Annotated in this window: 24 protein-coding genes and 1 tRNA gene; 15 read left to right on the top strand and 10 right to left on the bottom strand. The window is 58.1% G+C overall.

Annotation, left to right across the window (positions count from 1 at the left end; translation table 11 throughout):
* From ACR0M3_RS07655 to ACR0M3_RS07675, 5 genes are all read left to right on the top strand, one after another.
* A partial coding sequence (locus tag ACR0M3_RS07655) for a hypothetical protein (RefSeq protein ID WP_480547268.1) occupies positions 1-187 on the top strand: 187 nt, incomplete at its 5' end.
* Positions 188-631: 444 nt separating this feature from the next.
* The gene (locus ACR0M3_RS07660; protein ID WP_480538879.1) at positions 632-1,381 is read left to right on the top strand and encodes a 5-oxoprolinase subunit B family protein; all 750 of its coding nucleotides are present in this window, start codon (positions 632-634) and stop codon (positions 1,379-1,381) included.
* Positions 1,378-2,376, top strand: a complete 999-nt coding sequence (locus tag ACR0M3_RS07665) for a 5-oxoprolinase subunit C family protein (RefSeq protein ID WP_480773259.1) — start codon at positions 1,378-1,380, stop codon at positions 2,374-2,376. Before ACR0M3_RS07660 ends, ACR0M3_RS07665 begins: the two co-directional genes overlap by 4 nt.
* A gap of 12 nt (positions 2,377-2,388) precedes the next feature.
* Positions 2,389-3,150: a LamB/YcsF family protein gene (locus ACR0M3_RS07670; RefSeq protein ID WP_480558938.1), complete on the top strand. Its 762-nt coding sequence runs from the start codon at positions 2,389-2,391 to the stop codon at positions 3,148-3,150.
* Between the two features lie 150 nt (positions 3,151-3,300).
* Positions 3,301-4,548, top strand: coding sequence for a hypothetical protein (locus ACR0M3_RS07675; protein WP_480910115.1), 1,248 nt, complete (start codon positions 3,301-3,303; stop codon positions 4,546-4,548).
* Between the two features lie 55 nt (positions 4,549-4,603).
* Here the strand turns inward: ACR0M3_RS07675 and ACR0M3_RS07680 are convergent, their stop codons facing one another.
* Both ACR0M3_RS07680 and ACR0M3_RS07685 read right to left on the bottom strand, forming a co-directional pair.
* Positions 4,604-5,998: a D-alanyl-D-alanine carboxypeptidase family protein gene (locus tag ACR0M3_RS07680; protein ID WP_480910117.1), complete on the bottom strand. Its 1,395-nt coding sequence runs from the start codon at positions 5,996-5,998 to the stop codon at positions 4,604-4,606.
* Positions 5,999-6,277: 279 nt separating this feature from the next.
* Complete coding sequence (locus tag ACR0M3_RS07685; protein WP_480910119.1) at positions 6,278-6,979, bottom strand: HAD family hydrolase; 702 nt, start codon at positions 6,977-6,979, stop codon at positions 6,278-6,280.
* A gap of 93 nt (positions 6,980-7,072) precedes the next feature.
* Between ACR0M3_RS07685 and clpS the strand changes: the two genes are divergently transcribed.
* Genes clpS through hemF form a run of 4 tightly spaced genes read left to right on the top strand, consistent with a single transcriptional unit; the run spans position 7,073 to position 10,152 of the window.
* Complete coding sequence (gene clpS / locus ACR0M3_RS07690) at positions 7,073-7,414, top strand: ATP-dependent Clp protease adapter ClpS (RefSeq protein ID WP_480910120.1); 342 nt, start codon at positions 7,073-7,075, stop codon at positions 7,412-7,414.
* 44 nt (positions 7,415-7,458) lie between these two features.
* Positions 7,459-8,424 carry a class I SAM-dependent methyltransferase gene (locus ACR0M3_RS07695; protein WP_480910122.1) on the top strand — a complete coding sequence of 322 codons (966 nt, stop codon included), beginning with the start codon at positions 7,459-7,461 and terminating at the stop codon, positions 8,422-8,424.
* 37 nt (positions 8,425-8,461) lie between these two features.
* Entirely contained in the window at positions 8,462-9,262 is an 801-nt protein-coding gene (locus ACR0M3_RS07700; protein ID WP_480910124.1) for an SDR family NAD(P)-dependent oxidoreductase, read from the top strand.
* Positions 9,263-9,267: 5 nt separating this feature from the next.
* The gene (gene hemF, locus ACR0M3_RS07705) at positions 9,268-10,152 is read left to right on the top strand and encodes an oxygen-dependent coproporphyrinogen oxidase (RefSeq protein ID WP_480910125.1); all 885 of its coding nucleotides are present in this window, start codon (positions 9,268-9,270) and stop codon (positions 10,150-10,152) included.
* A gap of 3 nt (positions 10,153-10,155) precedes the next feature.
* Here hemF and ACR0M3_RS07710 read toward each other — a convergent pair whose 3' ends face one another.
* Positions 10,156-10,605 carry a hypothetical protein gene (locus ACR0M3_RS07710; protein WP_480483337.1) on the bottom strand — a complete coding sequence of 150 codons (450 nt, stop codon included), beginning with the start codon at positions 10,603-10,605 and terminating at the stop codon, positions 10,156-10,158.
* A 140-nt stretch (positions 10,606-10,745) separates the two neighbouring features.
* Between ACR0M3_RS07710 and ACR0M3_RS07715 the strand changes: the two genes are divergently transcribed.
* Together ACR0M3_RS07715 and ACR0M3_RS07720 are read left to right on the top strand one after the other, a co-directional pair.
* Positions 10,746-11,258, top strand: a complete 513-nt coding sequence (locus tag ACR0M3_RS07715; RefSeq protein WP_480506807.1) for a toxin-activating lysine-acyltransferase — start codon at positions 10,746-10,748, stop codon at positions 11,256-11,258.
* On the top strand, positions 11,259-12,185 hold the full coding sequence (locus tag ACR0M3_RS07720) for a Hint domain-containing protein (protein WP_480910128.1): 927 nt from the start codon (positions 11,259-11,261) through the stop codon (positions 12,183-12,185). It abuts the gene before it with no gap.
* 2 nt (positions 12,186-12,187) lie between these two features.
* Here ACR0M3_RS07720 and modC read toward each other — a convergent pair whose 3' ends face one another.
* The 3 genes from modC to modA are packed head-to-tail and all read right to left on the bottom strand — an operon-like array spanning position 12,188 to position 14,762.
* The gene (gene modC, locus ACR0M3_RS07725; RefSeq protein ID WP_480910130.1) at positions 12,188-13,288 is read right to left on the bottom strand and encodes a molybdenum ABC transporter ATP-binding protein; all 1,101 of its coding nucleotides are present in this window, start codon (positions 13,286-13,288) and stop codon (positions 12,188-12,190) included.
* A complete protein-coding gene (gene modB / locus ACR0M3_RS07730) occupies positions 13,285-13,977 on the bottom strand; it encodes a molybdate ABC transporter permease subunit (protein ID WP_209507842.1) in 693 nt (230 codons plus the stop codon). The genes modC and modB overlap by 4 nt, the downstream gene beginning before the upstream one ends.
* A gap of 5 nt (positions 13,978-13,982) precedes the next feature.
* Complete coding sequence (modA, locus tag ACR0M3_RS07735) at positions 13,983-14,762, bottom strand: molybdate ABC transporter substrate-binding protein (RefSeq protein ID WP_480910132.1); 780 nt, start codon at positions 14,760-14,762, stop codon at positions 13,983-13,985.
* Positions 14,763-15,005: 243 nt separating this feature from the next.
* Between modA and ACR0M3_RS07740 the strand changes: the two genes are divergently transcribed.
* The 4 genes from ACR0M3_RS07740 to ACR0M3_RS07755 all read left to right on the top strand — a co-directional run bounded on the left by ACR0M3_RS07740 (position 15,006) and on the right by ACR0M3_RS07755 (position 20,627).
* Positions 15,006-15,081 (top strand) — tRNA-Val (locus ACR0M3_RS07740).
* A 146-nt stretch (positions 15,082-15,227) separates the two neighbouring features.
* Positions 15,228-18,824 (top strand): adenylate/guanylate cyclase domain-containing protein, encoded by a 3,597-nt coding sequence (locus ACR0M3_RS07745; RefSeq protein ID WP_480910134.1) that lies wholly within the window; start codon positions 15,228-15,230, stop codon positions 18,822-18,824.
* A 26-nt stretch (positions 18,825-18,850) separates the two neighbouring features.
* Entirely contained in the window at positions 18,851-19,108 is a 258-nt protein-coding gene (locus ACR0M3_RS07750; protein ID WP_209504668.1) for a DUF4242 domain-containing protein, read from the top strand.
* Between the two features lie 103 nt (positions 19,109-19,211).
* Complete coding sequence (locus ACR0M3_RS07755; RefSeq protein WP_480910136.1) at positions 19,212-20,627, top strand: FAD-binding oxidoreductase; 1,416 nt, start codon at positions 19,212-19,214, stop codon at positions 20,625-20,627.
* A gap of 327 nt (positions 20,628-20,954) precedes the next feature.
* Here ACR0M3_RS07755 and ACR0M3_RS07760 read toward each other — a convergent pair whose 3' ends face one another.
* Genes ACR0M3_RS07760 through ACR0M3_RS07775 form a run of 4 tightly spaced genes read right to left on the bottom strand, consistent with a single transcriptional unit; the run spans position 20,955 to position 24,117 of the window.
* Positions 20,955-21,752 carry an ABC transporter permease gene (locus ACR0M3_RS07760; RefSeq protein WP_480538898.1) on the bottom strand — a complete coding sequence of 266 codons (798 nt, stop codon included), beginning with the start codon at positions 21,750-21,752 and terminating at the stop codon, positions 20,955-20,957.
* Complete coding sequence (locus ACR0M3_RS07765; RefSeq protein ID WP_480475310.1) at positions 21,749-22,501, bottom strand: ABC transporter permease; 753 nt, start codon at positions 22,499-22,501, stop codon at positions 21,749-21,751. The genes ACR0M3_RS07760 and ACR0M3_RS07765 overlap by 4 nt, the downstream gene beginning before the upstream one ends.
* Before the next feature lie 9 nt (positions 22,502-22,510).
* Positions 22,511-23,275, bottom strand: coding sequence for a transporter substrate-binding domain-containing protein (locus ACR0M3_RS07770; RefSeq protein ID WP_480475308.1), 765 nt, complete (start codon positions 23,273-23,275; stop codon positions 22,511-22,513).
* Positions 23,276-23,319: 44 nt separating this feature from the next.
* Positions 23,320-24,117 carry an ABC transporter ATP-binding protein gene (locus ACR0M3_RS07775; protein WP_480483321.1) on the bottom strand — a complete coding sequence of 266 codons (798 nt, stop codon included), beginning with the start codon at positions 24,115-24,117 and terminating at the stop codon, positions 23,320-23,322.
* Positions 24,118-24,164 lie beyond the last annotated feature (47 nt).

Raw genomic sequence — 24,164 nt, forward strand, 5'->3', positions numbered from 1 at the left:
AACCGCCCACATATCTCTTCAGTTATCCATCAATGTCAAAGAACAAAACACCCAGAGCCAAAAACCAGACCGTAACGCCAATCCCTTAGCGAAACCGCCTAAACCTCAACCTCAGATGCCCACCGTCTCTCCGGTGCGTCTCAACCGTCTTTCCAGTCCGTCAGGCCAACCTCAGTTGCGCCGGTGAAGGGGGTTCTAAGTATTACTCTCAAAACCCGCAAGCGGAAAATGACGTTATTGGTCTTTTTTTTGAATTTTCTTTGTTTATTGTTTTACTTCAACGGCTTACATTCATTCAAAATTGACCTCCACCCTTCTGTCCGGGTACTTTTGGGCACGATCTGACTGGCAAGCCCCATGAGACAAAATGGGCCGACACAAGATATAGAGACTCCGCGATTTCAAGATACAAGTCAGGGCGACTCGAAACGGGAAAACGAGTCGGAACTGCGGCCAGAATCCGGTCAAAAACCTCTCACCCCCGCCGGACGCCTAATACTGCGGGTCGCTCCCTGCCGGGATGTGGACGGAACAGGCACGATGTCCGCTATTGAACGCCCTGTCTTGCGCATCGCCTAAAGATGCGGTCAGGTTCCACCAATTCACTCTTCGATCCGAAAGCAGATCAGCAATGGCGCGCAACATTCAGTTTCCTTTGGTCAGAACCGTCGGATTTGACGGCGCGCTGGTGACCTTTGCGGATAGGATGACCGACACCGCGAACCGGGCAGCACTGGCGTTTCGGTCTGAAGTCGATCGTCTGCACTGGGATGAGGTGACCGAGTCGTCAGCCTCCCTGGGCTCGGCCTTTGTTCGGTTCGACACGCAGCGCATCTCTCATCAGAAGATGCTGCAAAAGCTTCGGGATCTGGTTGACCAGAAGGACTGGTACACTACACCCCTGCCCGCGGGTCGCAGGTTGTGGCGCGTTCCGACGGTTTACGGGACCGACCTTGCGCCCCAGCTTGACGATGCCGCCGCTGCTGCCGGCCTGTCACCGGAAGAAGCAATACGTCGGCTTGGACAATCCCGCGTGCGGGTTCTGACCATCGGCTTCGCTCCGGGGCAGCCTTATCTTGGGCCTCTGGGACCCGAATTCAACATTCCCCGGCTGCAAAGCCTGACCCCCATGGTGCCGGAAGGGGCCCTGGTTCTGGCGATCTCGCAATTTGTTCTGTTTTCCGGGCCGACGCCAACCGGGTGGCGGCATATCGGGCAGACCGCCTTTCGATGTTTCCGTCCCGAAAGGGTCGAGGCCTTTACCCTTAGACCTGGCGATGAACTGTTGTTCGAGCCCGTTTCCCGCGACGTTCTGGAACACATCAGAGTCAACAACGAGGACGGCACAGGCGGCGCAACCTGTGAGGAGATCGCGCCATGAGCCTGATCGTCCACCGGATTGGCCCGGCCTGCACCATTCAGGATCAGGGGCGCACAGGTTTTCTGGATCAGGGGCTGTCCCGATCAGGGGCCGCGGATATTCTGGCCTTGCATGAAGGGGCGGCGTTGCTGGATCAAAGCCCAAACCTTGCGGCGCTGGAGATGGCCGGGATGGGAGGCGAGTTCGAGGCGACGCATAACACGCGCATCGCCCTGACTGGCGCACGAATGCAGGCCAGCATTGATGGCAGCCCTGTCGCCTGGAACGCCTCGCACCAACTGAGCGCCGGGCAAAGGCTGGTCATCGGGGCGACGCTGGCTGGAAACTACGGCTATCTGCATCTGGGCGGCGGTATTGATGCCGAGGTTTTTCTGGGGTCCCGCTCCACCCATCTGACAGCGCGGATTGGCCGGGCGTTACAGCAGGGTGACAGGCTGACCTGTGGACCGGATGCAGGCAACAGCGGGATGAAACTGGCTGCTGTCGAGCGGTTTTCGGGCGGGGTGCTGCATGTGGTTGCCAGTTTTCAGACATCTTTGTTTGACGGCGCGACGCTTGAACGGTTTGCCCAAACCAATTTCCGGCGCGGCGCACGCGCCAACCGGATGGGCATGCAGGTGGACAGCGACGGTGACGGCTTTGCCGCCTCGGGCCAGCTGAATATCCTGTCCGAGGTGATCACCCCCGGCGATATCCAGATGACCGGCACTGGCGATCCGTTCATCCTGTTGCCGGAATGTCAGACCACGGGCGGGTACCCTCGTATCGCGACCGTTCTGCCATGCGATATGTCCCGCGCGGCACAGACACCCGCAGGCGGCGACATCCGGTTCGAATTTGTCAGCATGGAACAGGCTGAAGAAATGCACAAAGCGTTCCTGTCAGACCTTGCGCGCCTGCCCTCAAAAGTCGAGGCACTGGTGCGTGATCCCCATGACATACCGGACCTGTTGTCCTACCAATTGATCGGCGGAGTGATCTCTGCCACCGACTAAGGAGATGTGCCAATGCCAAGCGTCGATCTGAATGCCGATATGGGGGAAAGCTTTGGTCCCTGGAAAATGGGCGATGACGAAAGCCTGTTGAAAATCATCACCTCGGCCAACATCGCCTGTGGGTTTCATGCCGGTGATCCGGATGTGATGGCATCAACGATGAAACTGGCGGCCGAAAACGACGTAGGCATCGGCGCGCATCCCGGCTTTCCAGATCTGCAGGGGTTTGGCCGGCGGAACATGAAGCTGCCCCATGACAACCTGTGCAATCTGGTCCGGTATCAGTTGGGGGCCGCAATCGGCATGGCCACGGCGGTTGGTACCAAGGTACGGCACCTGAAACTGCACGGGGCGCTGGCCAATATGTGTTCAGCCGATATCAATATGGCGCACGCCTGTTATCAGGGTGCACTGGATGTTGATCCCGATATCATCGTCATGGTGCTGGCCGCGACAAAACAGGAAGAGGCCGTGCGTGAACTCGGGTGCAATTGGGTGGGCGAGATTTTCGCCGACCGTGCATATAACGACGACGGAACACTGGTTGATCGCAGCCTGCCCGGCGCCGTCATCCACGACGCCGACGTCGCCGGACCTCGCATCCTGAACATGGTCCGCGAAGGTGCGATCATCACCGAAAGCGGCAAGCGGCTGGAAACGTCCATCGACACGATCTGCCTGCACGGGGATGGTCCAACTGCCGTTCAGATTGCCCGCTCAGTTCGCGAAAGCCTGATCGGGGGAAGTGTCGAGGTGACGAAATTCACCCGCTGAACATCATGCGTTAACGTCAGCAACCCAATTTCACGACTGTTGCCCGTACAGGTCTCAGCGCCTAGCATGACGGGCAAGCACATGTTCTGAAACCTACAATTTCAAGCGATAGCTCGCCTCGGTTGGGGTGTCGCGCAAGGAGGTAGTCGAATGTCCTTTGATCTGATGTCCTATCAACCCCGGGGCGACAAGAAGAACTCGGACTTCTTCGCGGAATACCTTCCGAAAATCTACGAGCGCCGGACAAGCTCGGGCATCGCCGATCAGGTCGGGCCAATGCGCGCGATCTGTATGCAGGTCGAAACCGGCGCGCTGTTCGATACGCTGGTCGAGCTTTACGTGATGACACCCTATCGCCACACCGCCAGCTATCTGGGGCAGACCCACAAATTTTCGGTCCTGCATTCGCATCCCGATTATCCCGCGCTGATCGTGATGGCCCCGCTCAGCCCCGGTTTCGAAGACTTCATCCCCCGCATCAATCGCATGTACCCGCTGGCCCGCAATACGCCGCAAACGCGGTATGTTGGCGAGATTTTCGGCGCCTGTGATCTGAAGGCGCTGACCGGGACGCTTGAGGATCAGAATATCCGCTTCGAATATGCGGGAGACACAGAAAACCCGTTCTACACATTGGACGGCTTCCGCTTTACGACCCCGTCGGATTTCACCTGCAACCGGGTCGGGTATTCGACACATGACTTTAACGACACAGACGGCCTCGGCCTTGGTGATCGCGTGTTATTGAGCGACGCGGAACAGGCGCGGCTGGATCAGGCAGCCGCGTTCGGGTCGGACAGCAAAATCGCGCCTTTGATGCTGGGCATCGATCATCTGGCGACCCGCGTGCTGGCGGGTGAGCGCGAGGATGCGATCCTCGAATTCCTGACCATGGTGCCCTACTATTTCTGGGGGGCTTACAACATCTTCGACATGAACTCGTCCACCAATGTGAACCGCAACGCCAATGTGGACGATGACAAGAAATCTCCGGCCAAGGTTTTCACCGCCAACAACACGCCGTCCTTCGTCAACTCATTCGCCAAGCTGCCGATGCCGACCGAGGATTTTGTGCGCAATTTTGGCCGCCGCCTGCATCACATGGCCGTCGAGATCAAGGATGGCGACCATGGCGCCGGGGAAAAGAATGTCGACTTTGTCGTGAACACGCTGAAGGACAAGGGCGTGCCGTTCCTGGCCCATGTGGTGGGCGAATGCAAAGACGACCCGAACCTGAAACAGATTTTCTCGAAACACTCGCAGAATACGCTTCTGATCACCGAATATATCGAGCGGTGTCACAAGTATGACGGGTTCTTCACCAAGGACAATGTCGCCGCCCTGACCGCCGCCGCGGGACAGGACGAGCAATATCAGCACGGTCACGTCTTCGATTAAAAAAGGGCCGCGGATGACCGCAGCCCAGACCCAACAGGAGAGATTATGCCGGACTTTATGATGGCCCGATCATGAAACAGGTGACATTGCGGGCTTGCAGACGACGACACGCCAGATCGGCCTGTTCCCGCGTCATGCCCTGGAATGTCGCATCAAATCCGCGCGAGCTCTGACTCACCTTGCGCAGACTGCCATCCAGCGTGGTCATTTCCGACAGCGCCGTTTTCAGCAGGATCTTCTCGGCCTCATATCGTGTGGTGTAGCGGCCCACATTGACCCCCCACAGATGCCCACCGGACGAGGACAGGCGGGTAATCACTTCCTGCTCGGGCTCTGGAGGGCTGGCGGGCTCGGTCGAGGCCAGCACCAGATTGTCCGGGCGCAATGCCGGGCGGGTGTCCGACGTTTCAACCGTCGGGGCAGTTGGAGCAATATCCGCTTCGGCAATCGCTGCGGCAATGCCGCTGCTGATACGGTCGCTGTTCTGGTCTGCCACGACCGCGACCGCACTGGCAACCTGTGTTGTGGCACTCGGGCGCCCAAGCGGGCGCAGGCTGGATTTCGGTGCTCCGCTCAGCGCTGCAACTTGGGTATCGCCCCCCAGCCCGACATTGCCCGCATAGACCGGGCGCTCAGGTTTGCGGATAGGTGCACGAGACGGGGCACGGCGAAACCCCAAATCCAGCAATTCCGCAACCTTGGCGTTCCGCGACGCCCCGGATTTACCACCAAAGACAGTTGCGATGATACGCTCATCCTTGCGTTTGGCCGACGCCACCAGGTTGAACCCCGCCGCACGTGTGTATCCGGTCTTTATTCCGTCCGCACCTTTATAGGCCGCCAGTAGGCGGCGGTTGGTGTTGGGAACAGTCTTGATACCGGCATCCGTCGATTGGCGCGAGAACAGGTTATAATACTGCGGGTAATCATATAGCAGATGCCGTCCCAGCGTGGTCATGTCACGCGCGCTGGACAGGTGCCCTGCCTCAGTCAGACCATGCGCATTCTTGAAGGTCGTGCGGCTCATTCCCATTGCTTTGGCGGTTCGGGTCATACGGCGGGCAAAGGCTGCTTCCGAGCCACTGATGGCAATGCCGATCGCCGTGGCCGCGTCGTTGGCCGATTTTACCGCAGCGGCGCGGATCAGATAGCGGAACGCAATCGTCTGGCCCGCGCGCAGGCCCAGCTTCGACGGGGGCTCGGCCGCCGCCTTCTGGGTAATCCGAACGGGTGTGTCCAGTGTGATCTCGCCGTTTCGCACCGCTTCAAACGCGATGTAGAGCGTCATCATCTTGGTCAGCGAGGCTGGGTGCAGCCGCGCATCCGCATTTCGTGAATGCAGCACCTCGCCAGTTCGGGCGTCGATCACCATAGCTGCGTAAGGCGCCGCCATGGACCTGAGCGGCGCAAACGCCAGCACACATAGCAACGCTATAAGGAAAAAGCCCATTCGGGCCGGAACTGTCCGCCGAATCTGCACGATCTTTGCCTCTGTCTGCCTCGCGCTGCCGGGTTTTCCCGGTCAGCAAAAATTATTTTATTGTCCCCAAGGCTATCACAGCGACCCAATGAAATAAACCGAAAGCTGAGGTTTTCGCAGTTTCGATTTGCTTCTGGGCTGAGGCTATATCTTGCGAAATTCCCCCTCAGAACCACCAAATGCGCGATAAAGGCGAAACTGCGTCAGGATGCGGCAGGGTTTATGTGAAACTGAGGCGAAAAGGCAACATCACTTCAGGTTGCCCAGCAGATCGGTCAGATCGCCCAAATCTCTCAACTCGCGGAATCGGAGGCTGTCGACAGGGGCTTCGGCATGTTCCACCTCCCAGACCAGACCGTGGGGCACGTAGACACCCCAGCACCCGGCCTGAATCGGGGCAACGACATCTGACCGCATGGAATTGCCGACCATCATTGCGGCAGTCGGGCCATCACCATGACGGTCGAATACGAACCGATAGGTTTCGGGGGTCTTTTCGGAAACGATTTCCACACCATCGAACAGATCACCCAGCCCGGACTGGGCCAGTTTGCGCTCCTGATCGATCAGATCACCCTTGGTGATCAAAATGACCCGATACGCATCGGCAACGCCTTCGACGGCCTCGCGGGCATGGGGCAACAACTCGATGGGATGGGCCAGCATCTCTTGCCCCGCTTCGATCAGCTGCCGGATGACCCAGGCCGGAACGCGGCTTTCGGTAACTTCGATCGCCGTCTCGATCATCGACAGGACAAATCCCTTGATGCCATACCCATAGTGCTGAATGTTGCGCTTTTCAGCCGCAAGAAGTCGCTCCATCAGGTGATCACGATTGGCATGATCGGCCAAGAGTTCAGCAAAACGAGCCTGCGTCAGCTGAAAAAACCGTTCGTTATGCCAAAGGGTGTCGTCTGCATCGAACCCGATTGTCGTCAGCTTGGTCGTCATCCTGTTTACGTCCGCTTGCTCTTTTCACCGGCCATGCACACGTTATATAAGCGCCAAGATAAACCCCAAGCCTGAATCGGACAGTTGCACACGATGCTTGAAATAATCTGGATGATGTCTGACAAGCCGGACGACGACAGTGACGCGTCCGTCCTGGTACAGACACGCCCAAAAACCAAGCGTCCGCCTTTATACAAGGTCCTGTTGCTGAACGACGATTATACACCGATGGAGTTTGTGGTGCATGTGCTTGAACGCTTCTTCGGCATGACCCATGCGCAGGCGTTCGAGATCATGCTGACCGTTCACAAGAAAGGCGTGGCCGTAGTCGGTGTTTTCAGCCACGAAATTGCCGAGACCAAAGTTGGTCAGGTGATGGATTTTGCCCGCAGGCACCAGCACCCTTTGCAATGCACAATGGAACGCGAAGAGTAAGGCCTTTGGCCTGACGCGCGCGCCTCTCTCAGCCGGAATTGCCCATGTCCCCTCGTCTGGAACTTGCCCTGCAAAACGGCCTGACGCTGTCCCCCCCTCTTAGCGTGATCTGCCCCACGCCCGACCATGATCTGTCTGCGCTGGCGGGCGGCGCACAAGTTGTGCAGCCCTTCAAACCCTTTCACGACCATTTCGCCGCGCAGGGTTTTGAAACGGTTCCCGACGCAGATGGTCCCTGTCAGAACGCCATTGTCTTTCTGCCCCGCGCCAAGGCACTGGCCCGGTCGCTCATTCATCAGGCCTGTGCGCGGGCGAGCGTCCTGGTTGTCGTCGACGGTGCCAAGACCGATGGTGTGGACAGCATATTGAAGGATGTGCGCAAGCGGGTTCCGGTCGAGGGACCGCTTTCCAAAGCACATGGCAAGATTTTCTGGTTTCAGGCCGATGATCTGGCCTTTGCTGACTGGGCCGCGCCGAAACAGCAGATGGTTGGCGGATACCACACGGCACCGGGTGTGTTTTCAGCGGACGGGATTGATCCTGCCTCAGCCCTGTTGCTGAAGACTCTGCCTGACCGGCTTGGCCCCTGCGTGGCCGATCTGGGTGCGGGATGGGGGTATCTGTCTGCGGAAATCCTGAAGCGCGGCGGGATAACCTCGCTGCATCTGGTCGAAGCTGACCATGCGGCCCTGACCTGCGCGCGGCTTAATGTCACTCAATCCCAGGCGCATTTCCACTGGAGCGATGCCGTATCCTGGACCGCCCCGGAACCTATCGACACCGTTGTGACGAACCCGCCATTCCACACGTCTCGCAGCGCGGATCCCGGCTTGGGGCAAGGGTTTATAACCTCCGCCGCCCGCAATCTGACACGCAACGGAACCCTTTGGATGGTCGCCAACCGGCACCTTCCCTACGAAGCTACACTGAACGAACATTTCGCTCAGGTCGGTGAAATTGCCGGCGACAACCGGTTCAAGGTATTCCAGGCCTCTCGCCCTCGGCGCTAAGGCCCGTTAACCTGCGCCCAAATTCAGGAGGATTCGGATGTCCTTTTCCATCGCTGGCAAGACAGCAATCGTTACAGGCGGGGCCAGTGGCATCGGCCTGGCCATCGGGCGGCATTTCGCGGATGCGGGCGCAAATGTCATGTTTGCCGACATAGATGAAAAACGCCTGATCGACGAGCTTGGAGAACAGGCCGAAGGCAGCAATATCCGGTACTTTGCGGGCGATCTGCGCGAAAAGCTGACCATAGCCAACCTGTTATCTGCAACGCTGGATGCGTTCGACCAGGTGGATATTCTGGTCAACGGCGCACGGCAGGTGATCCCGTCTGATCCGCTGGATCCGGATGACGACTCGATGCGCACCCTGCTGAACCAGAACCTGATGCCCGCCCTGCGGCTCAGCCAGCTGGTTGCAAAGCGCATGATCAAACAGGCCGACGGCGATGTCGAAAACCCGGCGGGGACGATCATCAACCTGTCCTCGATCGCGGCCCGACGGACCCACCCCGATCTTATGGCCTATTCCGTCTCGACCGCAGCGCTGGATCAGCTGACCCGGTCCCTTGCGGTTGCGCTGGCTCCGAAACGTATCCGCGTCAACTCGATTGCGCTGGGTTCGGTCATGAGCGCATCGCTGCAATCGACCCTCAAGGACAATCGCGACTACCGCGTCGATATCGAAAAGCACACGCCCCTGGCCCGCATCGCCTCGGCCACGGAACTGACGGAAACCGCGCAATATCTTGCGTCTGATGCAGCTGGTTTCGTCACCGGACAGATCCTGACAATCGATGGTGGCCGTACCTTGCTTGACCCGGTCGCAGCCCCTGCACATTAAGACCCATGTTCGAAACAGAAAAATCTACCGCCTCCGCCTGGTTTCGCCAATTGCGCGATGACATCGTTGCAGCGTTCGAAGCCCTTGAAGACAGCCACACCGACGGGCCGTTTGCCGATGCCGCACCCGGTCGGTTCGAGGTCAAGGAAACCAAACGCCAGTCGAACGATGGGTCAGACGCGGGCGGCGGGCTGATGTCGGTCATGCGCGGCGGGCGTGTGTTTGAAAAGGTCGGTGTCAATGTCTCGACTGTCTACGGCACGCTGGGCGAACGTGCGCAACAAGCGATGGCGGCGCGCAAAGGCATCCCCGGAATGACCGAAGACCCGCGCTTCTGGGCGTCGGGTATCAGCCTTGTGGCCCATATGCAGAACCCCCATGCCCCGGCGGTCCACATGAATACACGCATGTTCTGGACACCCCATGCCTGGTGGTTCGGTGGCGGCTCGGACCTCAACCCCTGCATCGAGTATGACGAGGACACCGCGCATTTCCATGCCACGCAAAAGGCGCATCTGGACCCGCACGGACCCGCCCATTACCCGCGCCTCAAGGACTGGGCTGACGAGTATTTCTACATCCCTCACCGCAAACGCGCGCGCGGCGTCGGCGGGATCTTCATGGACGACTATTGCACCGGTGACTGGCAGGCGGATTTTGCCCTGACACAGGACATTGGCAGGGCTTTTCTGCCCGCCTTCCTGCCCTTGGTCGAAAGACGCCGCGTTCAGAACTTCTCAGAGGCGGACAAGACCACCCAACTGGTGCATCGCGGCCTTTATGCAGAATACAACCTTGTCTATGACCGGGGCACAAAATTCGGTCTGGAAACCGGGCATGACCCGGATGCCGTTCTGATGAGCCTGCCTCCGATGGCAAAATGGGTCTGACGATCAGAACGTGTCCATGATGAAATTGTCGTAGCAATAGTTCTGCGCCGACACCGCCGACATGTTTGCTCCGACTTTCTTGACCGTGATCGAATAGCCGGGTTTCGTATCGGCCCCCGGCGGCGGAGTCATGGAAAACTGCACCGTTCGCACGCCGGGTTCATACGCCCGCCAGATATAGATCCTCTGCGAGTTCGGAACGCCCAGTGTGCGAATGGCATAATCTCCGATCCCGCACCAATAATTGACCGGCGCGGATGAACCGACAGCCTTTACTTCGTAAACCCCGTCCGGCAAGGGCGTGATCTCGGTTCGGAACTGCGGCCGGACTGACAGGCCGAACCCAACGGCCCCGGCCACCGCAGGCGTCATAACAAGTGTGGCAGCGATGAATGGCTTGAGAAAACGCATGATCCAGATATCCCGAAACAATGGCACCAATACCGATAGCATAACCACGACACCCTGCGAGTAAAGTGGGGCACACCAGCTGCGCCGGCACAGTTATCCGGGGAAATTCCACTATTCATATCGCCGGAAACAAGTACACTACCCGAAAGAATTAATAACGCATCAAACTGTCGGCAGTTCCGTTGAACAAGAGTTTTCCAAAAGACTGGTTCGATTTCCCACCCGAGAAATATGCGGATCTGGGTGCGATGTTTTATCTCGCGGGTCTGACGAAAACGCACCAGAAACGTAATCTGGCACAAGTTCTTTATGCGTTCGAAACCCCGTTTCGTCTGGGCCAATACCAGATCTTCAGGCAGAATGGCTTTCCCCGCGGATTTGTCACTTTTGCCGGTCTCAGCCCCGAGGCCGAGTATCGCTATGCGGTGAAAGAAAATCCGCTGATGGACAAGGATTTTACCAGCGGGTCCTCCTTCTGGATCATCGACCTTGTCGCGCCGTTTGGACAGACCAGCCAGATTGTTGATATCCTCAAGCAAGAGATCCCGCATCCGCGCGTGCGCACCAACCGAATGGACAGCGACATGACACGCAACCGGATTGTCGAATGGACGCGGGACGATGCAGGCGAGGTTCATATGCGCCTGTACCGAAAGAAGGAATTTGAGCGGATGCTGCAACAAGGCGAGGTCTAGTTGGTTTCAGTTCCGATCACAGGTGAATTGACCGGCAACGTGACCGGGTCCCCACCCAATGTGGCGATGGGGCAACCCACGCTGAACAACGGAAACTTTACACCGCTCACCCAAACCTGGACAATTGCGACACCCCCTGCCAACGGTACAGCCACGATCGACCCAAATACCGGTGAGTGGACCTATACGGTCGATCCGACGTATTTCGACAGCCTCGACAATGGTGAAGTTGTCTTTGATTCCTTCTTCATCAGTGTCTCGGGAACAACGCAAGCCGGTCCGATTACACTTCCTTTTACCGGCTCTCCGGACCCGGTAGAGGTGGTCATCCGGATCGAAGGCGTGTGTTTCGTAGCCGGAACCCTGATCGAGGCCGAAAACGGCCCCCGCGCCATCGAGACCCTGAAGGTCGGGGACAAGGTGGCGACAGCCGATCACGGGTTGCAACCTGTTCGCTGGATCGAAAGCAGCACGATCCCACCCGACCGATTACGCAATGAACCCGCAATGAGGCCCGTTCGCATTTCGGCAGGCAGTCTGGGATCCAACACACCCTCGCGGGATCTTCTGGTGTCTCAGCAGCACCGTATTCTGGTGAAAGGCCCCCGGGTCGAACTGCTTTTCGGAACCACCGAAGCGCTGGTTGCCGCCAAGCACCTGTGCAGATGGCCCGGAATAGGGCTCGATACCTCGGTTGAAACGGTCGAGTATCTGCACATCCTGCTGGATCGGCACGAAATCCTCTCGGCGGATGGGGCACAGGCAGAAAGCCTGTTTCTGGGGGAAGAGGCGCTACATACCCTTTCATCCGACGCGCTCCAGGAACTGGCCGCAATATTTCCCGACCGTCCCTCCTCCGGCCATCAGGGGTTTGGGCGCGCCGCGCGCCTTATCCTGCTGGAACACGAAGCCCGCGCACTTGCCTGAGGTCAGGTGCCGGTCCCGATGCGGCCACCGACATTCTGCGGGGCCAGCGCAACCGTCTTGATCACGGCATGGCATGTACTGCCGGGCTGCAAGTTCAACGCCGCCACCGACCGGCGCGTGACCCGCGCCAGAACATTACCCGCTGGGGTCCTGACCGACACAATCGCGCCGGGACCTTCGCCCGACCGGATCGAGTCGACCGTCCCGCTGAGCACGTTCAATGCCGACAGACCTTCGGGTTTTTGGACGGACAGGATCACCTCCTGCGCCGGAATGCGAATTCGCAGATGGGCGCCGACCTCCTGCCCGATACGTGGCAGAAACAGACGCGCGCCATTTGCGTTCAGCTCGGTCAACCCGTCTGCGTGGTGCTTCAGCACCTGCACCTCCAGCACGGCACCAACCGCACGCACACCTGCGGGCGCCACGGTCGGGTCGGACAGAACCTCGGACGCGGGGCCATGGCGGACGACCCTGCCATCCTGCAAAGCGACAACCGATGTGGCCAGACGGGCCACCTCGTCGGCTGAATGGGTCACATACAGGATCGGGACAGATACCTCATCCCGGAGACGCTCAAAATAGGGCAGGATCTCCGCCTTGCGGGCCTCGTCCAGCGCCGCAAGCGGTTCATCCGCAAGGATCAGCCGCGGGCTGGCCAGCAACGCCCTGCCTATCGACACGCGCTGTTTTTCGCCCCCTGACAACCCGGCTGGACGGCGATTCAGAAGGTGGCCGATCCCCAGCATCTCGATGACCTTTTCCGGGTCTTCCCGCCGCGCGCTTTTGGGGGCGAACCACCGGCCATAGGCAAGGTTCTGGCGCACGGTCAGATGCGGGAACAACCGCCCCTCCTGAAAGATGTAGCCCAACCGCCGCCGGTGCGGTGGCAGCCAATGCCCGCGTTCGGTGTCAAACAACACCCAGTCATCCACGGCCACCCTGCCCGCGCGCGGCCGCAGCAATCCGGCCACCGCGTTGACAATCGTGGTCTTGCCCGACCCGGAACGCCCAAACAGCACGGTCACACCGGGTGGCGCGTCAAAACTGACCTCCAGATCGATCCCCGGCAGCTGATGATGCAAGCGAACGGACAGGCTCATGATCCGGCCACCCGCGCGGCGGCGCGCCGTCCCACATATTCCGACAGCAGTAACGCGCCCATGGCGATGACGATCGAAATCAGGACCAGCCGCGTTGCAGCAGCCTCGCCCCCCGGCACCTGCAAAAAGGCGTAAACAGCAGATGGCAATGTCTGCGTCTGGCCCGGAATATTCGACACGAATGTAATCGTGGCCCCAAACTCACCCATGGCCTTTGCAAAGGCCAGAATGGCCCCGGCGATGACACCCGGCAGGATCATCGGCAAGGTCACGGTCAGAAACACCATAGGCCGCGACGCCCCCAGCGTCGCCCCCGCCTGTTCCAGCTTCGGGTCCACCGCCTCGATCGACAGACGTATCGCCCGGACCATCAGCGGAAAGGCCATGATACCAGCGGCCAGCGCGGCTCCAGTCCAGCGAAAGGCAACCACAATGCCGAACTCGGCCAAAAACCGCCCCAACGGTCCCTGAACGCCGAAGGTCAGCAACAGCAGATACCCCGTCACAACCGGCGGCAGGATCAAAGGCAAATGCACCAGACCATTCAGAACCTGCCGCCCGGGGAACCGCCAGCGGGCCAGTATGTAGGCCACGAAAATCCCGACCGGCAAGGTCGCCAGCGTCGCCCAGAATGACACGCGCAGCGACAGCTTCAGCGCTTCGACTTCGGCGGGGCCCAACCACTCCAACGCGATCACCCGCCCGGCAGGGAAAATCCCTGCTCCTGAAAAATAGCCAAAGCCGCATCGCTGTGCAGATGATCCAGAAAAGCCCGCGCCGCACCCGTGGCATTACCTGTCATCGCCGCCGGATAGATGATCGGAGGGTGCAGGTCGGTCGGAAAACTGGCCACAACACTGACCCGCTGTTCCGCCTGCGCATCCGATCGATAGACGATCCCCAGAGGCGCAGCACCCGTTGCCACAAGGGCCAGCGCAGCGCGCACATTGTCGGTTTGTGCCACACGGTCCTGCACCGCCTCCCACTGGTTCAACCCCTGCAAAGCCGCCTTGCCGTAGATACCGGCGGGCACCGCATCGACCAGCGCCATGGCCAGAAAGCCTTCGCCCAGCTCGGCCCTGAGATCATGAACCGTCCGAATGTCACCCAGAACAGGACGCCCCGCAGCGCCGATCAGAACCAGACTGTTGCCCAGCAAATCCGACCGTGTCCCTGGCTGCAACACGCCCTGCTGTTCCAGATAATCCATCCAGTCGGCATTGGCCGAGATGAATATGTCCGCAGGCGCACCCTGCTGAATCTGCCGCGCCAGAACCGAAGACGCTGCGTAAGACACGGTGACATCCTGCCCCGTCCGCTCTGTGTATTCCGTCGCGATTTCGTCCAAAGCGGTCTTGAGGCTGGCTGCGGCGAAAACCAAAACCCCTTCTGCCCCGGCCCGGACCGGAGCCAGCACAAATGCGCCAAGGACCAGTGCCACCATCCAGATACGGCAGGCGAAGGGTAGGATCATGTGTGCTCCCGACCGGAAAGTTGCAGTCTCTTCGGGCATATCGGAGGCCATAGGGCGCTTGCAAGCGCCTTTGATCTTTTCCAGACCACATGCCTGAAACCCACGCAGACCTGCCTCATAAACCCATGCTCACCGAGGCTGGCGTCGTTGAGGGCAGCATTTCCTAACCGCGACCCATCGCGGAATAAAAATCTCACAGACCCTCTTGCGCCCGCCCGCTGGCTTGGCTACATGCAGCGTCACGGGTGATTAGCTCAGTTGGTAGAGCGCTTCGTTTACACCGAAGATGTCGGGAGTTCGAGTCTCTCATCACCCACCATCCTTTCCCCACAATGTATCAAGGTCTTACGTGACTGGCACATTTTGCTGTGCTGCGCGTGAAACTGCGTCCGCTGCGCATTGATCGCCCGGCTGAATAAATAGCGTTTTCTTGATTAGTGACGCGTATCTCAGCATGATCCGGATATGTCGGTTGAAATGGACACGTGGCTGAACGACCTCGGATTGGGTCAGTACGCAAGTGCCTTTGCGGAAAACGACATTGATGCGCGGGTTTTGCCATTGCTGACAGGCGACGACCTGAAAGAGCTTGGGGTAAGCCTTGGTCACCGAAAGATCATCCTTGCGGCGGTTCAGGATTTGGTTGGCTCTGGGCGCCTGTCTTCATCAGCGCCAGCCGCAGGGGAGCCAACCAGCGAGAAAACTCAGCCATCCTCCGTTGATGATGTGCATGGCGAAGCTGCACCAGCGAAGAAGCCCATCGCACCTGCGGCTGAGCGGCGTCATCTGACAGTCTTGTTCGCTGATCTGGTCGGCTCGACGGAGTTGACCAACCGATTTGATCCCGAGGACATGCGGGATCTGCTACAGAACTATCAGGATACCGTCGCCGGGGCAGTGAGCAGGTATGGTGGCTATGTCGCGAAATATCTTGGCGACGGTCTTCTTGTGTTTTTCGGCTGGCCAACAGCCTACGAAGATCACGCCATTCGCGCGATAAAGGCGGGGCTTGAGTGCGTCCGTCGGGTTGAAGAGCTCAACGCCCCTGACGGTGAGCGTTTGTCAGCCAGACTGGGTATTGCCAGCGGCGATGTCGTGGTCGGTGACACGATCGGCGAAAACTCGTACGAAGAAGGTGCCATGACCGGGCCGGCGGTCAATCTGGCGGCGCGGATACAGGAACACGCCCTGCCAAACTCGGTGGTTTTGTCTGCAGAAGAAACCGAAGCCGCCTTGCACCGGATATTCGAGTTCGAGACCCTTGGATCAACTCAGTTGAAGGGTTTCAAAGACCCTCGGACCTTGTTGAAGGTCGTATCGGAACGCAGCGCGGAAAGCCGGTTTCGCGCGTCATACAAGGATGACGCTGGCAGCACCATGATTGGCCGGGACTACGAAAAGGGTATCCTGTTGCAATCGTGGCAACGTGCCCAAAACGGTCATGGTGAGGTCGTTCTGCTGTCGGGGGAGGCGGGGATTGGAAAGTCGCGCCTGACTGAGGGGTTTCTTGCGGACGTTACAGCGACCGGACAGGCCGATGTGATAAGGCTGAACTGCTCGCCCTATCTGACCAGTAGCCCCTTTCATCCGGTCACCCAGCGAATTTCACAGGATGCGGGCGTTGAACCGGATTTTGACGACAATCAAATTCTGGAACATGTCAGGAAGCTGCTGGAAGGCCGGGAAGGTCTGGACTGGGAACAGGTTCTGCCTGTCTTTGCAGCGCTGGTTGCGCCGCGCAGCGCGCTGGCTCGTGAAGTTCTCGAGATGTCGCCGCAGGAGCAACGCGACATAACGATCCAAACCCTGATCCATGCGGTGCAGGTCCGGGCAAGTGTACGCCCGGTTATTCTGTGTGTTGAAGATGCACATTGGATCGATCCCTCGACGCAAGCCCTGCTGGAGCGGTTCAAGGCGATTTGTACCGATCTTCCCCTGATGGTCCTGATGACCCACAGACCCGGGTGGGACCTGGCCCGCGATGACGGGGACACGCATGTTCAAACACTCCTGCTGCGCCGGTTCGGTTCTGCTGATGTCTCGGATCTGGTCCGCAATATCACTGGCAAGGACCCGGACGATGCCTTGATCGCGACAATCATCGAAAAAACGGACGGTGTGCCCCTGTTTGTCGAAGAATTGACCCAGGCGATCGTGAATGCTGATGAGCAGGGACAAGTCCGCATACCATCCTCGCTGAAGGGTGCCTTGATGGCGCGGCTTGATGCAGTTTCGCCCGAGGCCAAACAGGTCGCGTTGACGGGGTCAGTCATTGGGCGGGAATTTGAACCAGATTTGTTGAGGGCCGCGATGGGGCTGGAACGCGCGGATATCAATCTTCGTCTCGAAGAACTGTCGCGAACGGGACTGATCTTTGAAAGCGGAAACAACCGCGGGCATTTTGTGTTCCGCCATGCCCTTATCCGCGATACGGCATATCAATCCATGTTAAGTTCTACCCGCAGGCAGCAACATTCAGATGTTGCCCGAGCACTGATCGCGATGCGATCAGCTGAAATCGAACGCCGACCCGAGCTGGTGGCCCGCCATCTGTCAGAAGCAGAAGAATGGCGCGCCGCATTCGACAAATGGGAAGCTGCGGCGGAAATGGCGTTGGCCCGGTCAGCCAGCCAGGAAGCGATGGCCAATGCACTGGAAACACTCAGGGCTGCGGAAAAACTTGGCTCTGAAATCAGTGCGGAGATGGTCAGGGGCAAAATTCTTGTCGGACGCAGCCATGACAGCCAGGGCCGGTTGCCTGAGGCGATGGAAGTTCTGAAAAGTGCATCTAAAGCTGCCCGGAAACTCCATGACGTGGAGCTGGCAGCCGATGCAGCCAATCATTTTGCTGACTCGTGCATGATGACAAGCACGCGACATCACGAGGCCATTGACCTTTGTGACAAGGCGCTGAAAGACCTGTCTGACGGTGACGAAGTCAGGCGGTGCCGGTTGATGAGCCAACTTGCAAGGGCGTATATGTTTGTCGGCCAGTTTTCCGAAGGCACCCGCTTTGGTCAGCAATCCATGGAACTGGCGGCGAAACTTGGGGATCATAAATCCCAGTTTTCGGTAATGATGATGCATTTTGGGGCGCCATTCATCGCGCGCAACGGGCGAGAGGCGCGCCATTGGCGTGAAAACCTGGATGCCATGCATCGGGTCGCAGAAAAGCTTGGCACCATTGATCAGGGCCGCGACCGGACGCTCAGCCTGTTTGTCGGTGCTGAAATGGCCGACCGCGACCTGATGGACAACTCACTCGAATTGCTGACTGCGATTTCCGAAATGGACAATCATCTGCAACTCTATTGGGTTCAGAAACACGCACGCGCCATGGTTGCAATCATGGACGGCGACTTTGTTCAGGCTGAAAAGCACGCCACCGAAGCGGTCAAGATCGGCCGAAAAACGCACGGCGAACATGTCGAGGGCGTTTTCGGCGTTCAGATGTTCACCATCCGCCGCGAGCAGAACCGCCTGCACGAGGTCGCGCCTGTGATCAAGAAACTGATGACCGACAGCCCCGAAGACATATCGTGGAAGCCGGGTTTTGGCCTTATCGCAGCCGAACTGGGGTACACGGAACCAGCCGGAAAAATACTGAATGAAATGGCGGAAAACGGCTTCGACCTACCGCCAGATGCCATGTATTCAACAACTCTGTCCTATCTTGCTGACATCTGCGTCGCTGTCGGGCATCCGGGTCATGCCCAGACGCTTTACAGTATGCTGCAACCTTACGAAGACCTGACGATCACCGCAGGGGCAACCACAGTTTGCACGGGTGCCGCAGCCCGACGCTTGGGGAGCCTGGCAACGGTGCTGAAAGACTGGGAAATTGCCGGCAAGATGTTCCAAAAAGCCATCGAGATTGACACGCGGATGAATTGCCCACCTTGGATTGCGCATTCCAAGGCAGCGTATGCATCAGCACTCAGACAACAGGGCCGCCCCAGCGATTTGGAACTGGCGTTTCAACTGGAAGGGGAAGCGTTGGCAATATCACAGAAATTGAGTATGGTTTCCCTTAAGTCAAAGCTCGAAGGGGTAGCCAGTTAAGGTCCGGAAAATGCTTGGGGGGCATAATGCCACGATACATCATTGAACGAAATTTTGCGGAACAGCTGAATATCAGCGACAACGACAAAATTCACATCAAAGAAATCAACGACGAAGTCGGCATTGAATGGATCTTTTCCTTCCTCAGCGCAGATAAGCGCAAAACATACTGCCTTTACGAAGCCCCGGATGAAGAAAGCCTGCGAAAAGCGGCCGAACGTCTGAACATTCCAGCCGATGTCATTACGCCGGTAGATCGGATCGATCCGGGAATATTTGCCTGACGACCAGCTTTCCCCCACAACCAAGTATCCCCTTCTCAGGGCAATAACAAATTCACGAGGCAGCCGTGCGCGAAACCTTTCCTGAAACAAGGGAGGCCTACGCATGTTTGACCTGAAAGCACTCGACGGACGTATCGCGACTGTGGATCAAGGCGATTTGGACGCGCTTGATGCCTCACTGCGCGGCGGGGTCTACCTGCCGGGGACCCCGGAATATGAAGAAGCCAGGATTACCTGGAACAGCATGTTCGAGCGTTTCCCCGCCTTCGTGATCCGTGCGATGGGGGCGAGCGACGTCCAGAAGGCAATTAACTTCGTCCGACAAGCAGGCCTCATGATGACCGTTCGATCAGGTGGGCACCAGATTGCAGGGCACGCCGTCGCGGACAAGGCCGTCATGCTGGACCTGTCCCAGATGCGTTCGGTTCACGTGGACCCTGCCCGCAAAACTGTCCGCGTTGCACCCAGTGCGTTGCTTGGAGACGTTGATCGCGAAACACAGGCCCATGGTCTTGTCGTCCCCACAGGCATAAATTCGACCACCGGCATCGCCGGGCTGACCCTGGGCGGCGGTTTCGGCTGGACGACCCGGAAATTCGGCATGACAATCGACAACCTTCTGTCGGCAGAAGTTGTCACAGCGGATGGCGCGATTGTCACCGCATCATCCACGAGCCACCCGGAACTTTTCTGGGCCATTCGTGGTGGTGGCGGAAACTTTGGTGTCGTCACCTCATTCGAATTCCAGTTGCATGATCTTGGGCCCGATATCCTGTCCGGCCTGATCGTGCACCCGATCGAAAAGGCACCAGAACTGCTTTCCGAATTTGTGGCCATTGCGGACACGTCCCCCGATGAGCTCACCGTCTGGAGCGTGATGCGAAAGGCGCCGCCGCTCCCGTTCCTGCCGGAAGAGTGGCACGGGCGCGAAGTGCTGATTTTCGCAGCGTGCTATAGCGGCCCGATGGATGAAGGTGAAAAAGCGATGTCGGCCTTGCGCGCGCTGGGTGAGCCGATTGTGGATGTCATTTCACCGCACAGATTCGTGGACTGGCAGGCGGCTTTTGATCCTCTGTTGTCGCCGGGCGTCCGCAACTATTGGAAAAGTCATGACTTCAACACGCTGCCCCCGGCCGCCATCACGGACCTGCTGGACGCGATTTCCACTCTTCCTGATCCCGCCTGCGAGGTATTCATTGCTCATGTCGGTGGCGCGATGGCCCGCGTTGAGCCCGCTTCTACCGCCTACCCACAAAGATCTGCGCATTTCATCATGAATGTCCACACGCGATGGGAAGACCCTGACAAGGATGACACCTGCATCGGTTGGGCACGCCAGCTGTACGAACAGATGAAACCGTACTCAACAGGCAGTGCCTATGTGAACTTCATGCCTGAAGACCAATCCGATCACATGAAAGGCGCTTATGGAGTGAACGGCGAAAAGCTGTCCAAGATCAAAGGAAAGTACGATCCCACCAACTTGTTCAGGATGAACCACAATATTCTACCAACGTAAGACAACCAGAGTGGCAATTCCCGAACTGCATTGATGTTGGGACCGCTGTCTTAGCACCACTCAATTTTTCTCGCTGTTCGGCTATCGCGCCAGGCCGTTCCTCTCACCTATGGCCGCGCTGGCACTCATGCCCTCTTGTCGTGCAGCTACCCTAGATGCTGTATCATTAGAGCGTTGAACTTGCGGGGCGCGACCGAACCAAATTTCCTGATCCCGTTTCAAACACCTGTTTTACGCTTAAGCCTGCAATCTGGGTCGCTGGGAACAATTCATCAAATAACCGCCTCGGAATTCGCGGGGCAAGTTTCTTTCGACTACTGGCCGAAACTATCCGACAAGCCCATTGCGGCGTCCGGTTCCCAGAACCTTCACCTCGAGCCAGTGGAACACCAATGCAATTACGCCCGCTACGAGAATGTAGAATACAGCCAACAGGATAAGCGGTTCGTAGACGATAAACGTATCGGCACGCACACGGGACGACACGGCATAGATATCAACCACGGTTATTGTGGCGACCAGCGGTGTTGCCTTTAGTTGCAGGATAGTTTCACCGCCCAAAGTCGGCAGAACATTGCGGATTGCCTGCGGTAACCAGATGCGGCGAAACATCGTCAGCCTTGGCATACCAAACGCCTTGGCCGCCTCCAGCTGTCCTTTGGCAACGCCCTTGAAGGCTCCGCGCATGACCTCGCCTTCATAACCCGCATAAGAAAGTGTCAACGCCAGCACCGCATAGGGCCAAGCCTGACGCAGGTACGGCCAAAGTTCAGATGATCGTATCCATGGAAACTGCGGAAACAGAGAGCCGAGGCCATAATACAGCAACCAAAGCTGCAAAAGCAGCGGTGTGCCGCGAATGATGGTACAGAACGCCTTTGCGGGTGCCGCAAGATACCATGGCCCAACGGCCTGCGCTAATCCAAGCGGTACAGCCAGTAAAAATCCAAGAACGATCGTGACAACCAGCAACCAAAGCGTGGTCCAGATACCCTTCAATGCAAGCGGCGCATAATTGGGTATCCAGTCCCACCGCAATGTCATCGCGCACCAAACCGCGATCCCGGCAAAGATCAGCATCATCACGATACGATGAGGTTGCATCAGAGATCTGAGGTCGATCATCTGCTGCCTCCGTTCAGAGCGGGTTGGCCGCGACGGGCCCATTTCTCAATCCGCGCAAAGATCCCACCCGAAAACAGCGTAACCATCAGATAAAGGAAGCCCGCCGCCAGGAAAAAGGTGAAGTAGGCCCGCGTGCTGCTGGCCGCCTGGCGCGTTTCCAGCGTCAGCTCGTTAAAGCCGACAACGGCCAGCAATGCGGTGTCTTTGGTTGCAATCAGCCACAAGTTGGCCAGACCCGGTACCGCAAAGCTCATCATGGCGGGGATTGTGACGCGCCGCATGGTCATGAAGGCCGGCATCCCGTAGGATTTCGCCGCTTCGATCTGACCGGGCGGAACCGCCTGAATGGCACCGCGCAGAATCTCGGTCGCATACGCGCCCTGAACGACGCCCAGCACCCAAATGCCTGCGGCAACGCCGTTGATCTCGACGCGGCCACCACCCATGGCAGCAGATATCTTGTTGATAATGTCGGATCCCACGTAATACAGGATCAGGATCAGGACCAGTTCCGGCACGGCGCGGATCACGGTCGTATAAATGGCAAGAAGGTCGCGCGTGACCTTCCCGCCGTAAAGTTTGCCATACGCTCCGAACAATCCGATCACGAGGCCCAGCGCATATGCGCCAAAAGCGATCTGCAAGGAGTGAGACAATCCGCGTAGCAGATTGGCCCCCCACCCCGGCGGCGAGAGCGACAGAAGCTCTGCGCTCTGCGCCAAACCAAGTGATTCCAGAAATCCGGTCACGGCAACGGCTTAGTAGATGCTGGTCGAGAAATAGTTCGACGTGATCTTCTCATGCGTGCCATCGGCAAGAATTGCCGCGATGCCCTTGTTCAACGCCGCAAGCAGGTCATCCTGCCCTTTACGAACGCCCGCACCGACACCACGCCCCAAAATGGCGGGATCGTCCTTCACGGCACCTTTGATTTCGCAGCAAGCACCGGCATCCGAATTCACAAAATCGGCCATCGCAATGCTGTCAGCTTGTGTGGCGTCGATCCGACCGGCAAACAGGTCCTGATTGGCCTCATCCTGAGTTTGATAGACGCGCAGTTCGGAATCCTTGAAGTATTCCTGCGCATAGGCTTGGTGGATCGTCGAAGCCTGAATGCCAATGACTTTACCCGCCAGCGATTCCGGGGTTGCTTCGATATCCATCGATTTATCGGCAACGATAACCGCAGGTGTGTTGTAGTAAGGATCGCTGAAATCAATGGTTTTCAACCGTTCCTCGGTGATCGACATCGAGGCCATGATGGCGTCGATCTGCTGTCCGGTCAGCGATGGGATGATGCCGTCCCAGGCCACTGGCGTGATAACACAGTCAAGTTCGGCAGCGGCGCAAACTGCATTGATGACATCGATCTCCCAACCAACCCAGTTGCCTGAACTGTCCAGCGACGCGAAGGGCGGATAAGGCTCGGCCGCGATGCCGATCTTGACCTCTTCTGCACTGGCAACACCAGCCGAAAGGACAGCGGCGGCAAGACCGGACGCGAGCAGTTTTTTGACGTTCATTTTGTTACTCCCTTTAGGTTTATTTTGTTGTTTTTTGTAGTGGATCAGGCGACCGAGCTGAGGAACTGCTTCAATCGTTCTGATTTTGGATTTCCGAAGACCTCGGCAGGTGGACCCTGCTCTTCAATGCGGCCCTCGAAAAGATAGACGACATGGTTCGCGACTTCGCGCGCAAACTTCATTTCATGGGTCACAAGCAGCATGGTGCGCCCTTCCGCTGCAAGATCCCGGATCACGGTCAGAACCTCGCCGACAAGCTCTGGGTCAAGCGCTGAAGTTGGCTCATCGAAAAGCATCACCGAAGGATCCACCGCAAGCGCGCGTGCGATGGCGGCGCGCTGTTGCTGACCGCCTGAAAGATAGGCCGGATAGGTGTCGGCCTTGTCACCAAGCCCCACCCTTTTCAGCAGGTCATGCGCCCGCGCGACAGCTTCGGCCTTTGGTACCTTAAGGACATGTACCGGTACCTCGATCACGTTTTCCAGAAGCGTTCGATGTGTCCACAGGTTGAACTGCTGGAAAACCATCGCAAGCCGCGTACGGATACGTTCTATCTGGCGGCGGTTCGAGGGGCTGCCGTCGGCATGCATTTCAACCAGCTCACCGCCGATGGTGATCTTTCCCGAGCTTGGTGTTTCCAGAAAGTTGATACAGCGCAGCATGGTGGATTTGCCCGAGCCTGAACCCCCAATGATGGCAACGACATCGCCCTTGTTCGCTGTCAGCGAGACACCTTTCAAAACCTCCAGCGTGCCGAAAGACTTGTGCAGGTCCTCAACCCTTATCGCCTCTTCAGACGTGGTTGCTTCGCGTGCGGGTGTTGCTGCTTTGGCTGTGTCCATATCCAAGAATCTTCTGATTTCAGCTTGCAGTAAGCCTCGAATCTCGC

The sequence above is a fragment of the Ruegeria sp. O5 genome (assembly GCF_056535105.1).

What these genes read in the sequence shown, in the direction of transcription:
- ACR0M3_RS07770 (WP_480475308.1), bottom strand. Translation starts at nt 23,275, where the DNA reads ATGAACGTCAAAAAACTGCTCGCGTCCGGTCTTGCCGCCGCTGTCCTT.
- clpS (WP_480910120.1), top strand. Translation starts at nt 7,073, where the DNA reads ATGCTTGAAATAATCTGGATGATGTCTGACAAGCCGGACGACGACAGT.
- ACR0M3_RS07755 (WP_480910136.1), top strand. Translation starts at nt 19,212, where the DNA reads ATGTTTGACCTGAAAGCACTCGACGGACGTATCGCGACTGTGGATCAA.
- modA (WP_480910132.1), bottom strand. Translation starts at nt 14,762, where the DNA reads ATGATCCTACCCTTCGCCTGCCGTATCTGGATGGTGGCACTGGTCCTT.
- ACR0M3_RS07660 (WP_480538879.1), top strand. Translation starts at nt 632, where the DNA reads ATGGCGCGCAACATTCAGTTTCCTTTGGTCAGAACCGTCGGATTTGAC.
- ACR0M3_RS07680 (WP_480910117.1), bottom strand. Translation starts at nt 5,998, where the DNA reads ATGGGCTTTTTCCTTATAGCGTTGCTATGTGTGCTGGCGTTTGCGCCG.
- ACR0M3_RS07685 (WP_480910119.1), bottom strand. Translation starts at nt 6,979, where the DNA reads ATGACGACCAAGCTGACGACAATCGGGTTCGATGCAGACGACACCCTT.
- ACR0M3_RS07670 (WP_480558938.1), top strand. Translation starts at nt 2,389, where the DNA reads ATGCCAAGCGTCGATCTGAATGCCGATATGGGGGAAAGCTTTGGTCCC.
- hemF (WP_480910125.1), top strand. Translation starts at nt 9,268, where the DNA reads ATGTTCGAAACAGAAAAATCTACCGCCTCCGCCTGGTTTCGCCAATTG.
- ACR0M3_RS07750 (WP_209504668.1), top strand. Translation starts at nt 18,851, where the DNA reads ATGCCACGATACATCATTGAACGAAATTTTGCGGAACAGCTGAATATC.
- ACR0M3_RS07745 (WP_480910134.1), top strand. Translation starts at nt 15,228, where the DNA reads ATGTCGGTTGAAATGGACACGTGGCTGAACGACCTCGGATTGGGTCAG.
- modC (WP_480910130.1), bottom strand. Translation starts at nt 13,288, where the DNA reads ATGAGCCTGTCCGTTCGCTTGCATCATCAGCTGCCGGGGATCGATCTG.
- ACR0M3_RS07695 (WP_480910122.1), top strand. Translation starts at nt 7,459, where the DNA reads ATGTCCCCTCGTCTGGAACTTGCCCTGCAAAACGGCCTGACGCTGTCC.
- ACR0M3_RS07710 (WP_480483337.1), bottom strand. Translation starts at nt 10,605, where the DNA reads ATGCTATCGGTATTGGTGCCATTGTTTCGGGATATCTGGATCATGCGT.
- ACR0M3_RS07675 (WP_480910115.1), top strand. Translation starts at nt 3,301, where the DNA reads ATGTCCTTTGATCTGATGTCCTATCAACCCCGGGGCGACAAGAAGAAC.
- ACR0M3_RS07775 (WP_480483321.1), bottom strand. Translation starts at nt 24,117, where the DNA reads ATGGACACAGCCAAAGCAGCAACACCCGCACGCGAAGCAACCACGTCT.
- ACR0M3_RS07665 (WP_480773259.1), top strand. Translation starts at nt 1,378, where the DNA reads ATGAGCCTGATCGTCCACCGGATTGGCCCGGCCTGCACCATTCAGGAT.
- ACR0M3_RS07760 (WP_480538898.1), bottom strand. Translation starts at nt 21,752, where the DNA reads ATGATCGACCTCAGATCTCTGATGCAACCTCATCGTATCGTGATGATG.
- ACR0M3_RS07700 (WP_480910124.1), top strand. Translation starts at nt 8,462, where the DNA reads ATGTCCTTTTCCATCGCTGGCAAGACAGCAATCGTTACAGGCGGGGCC.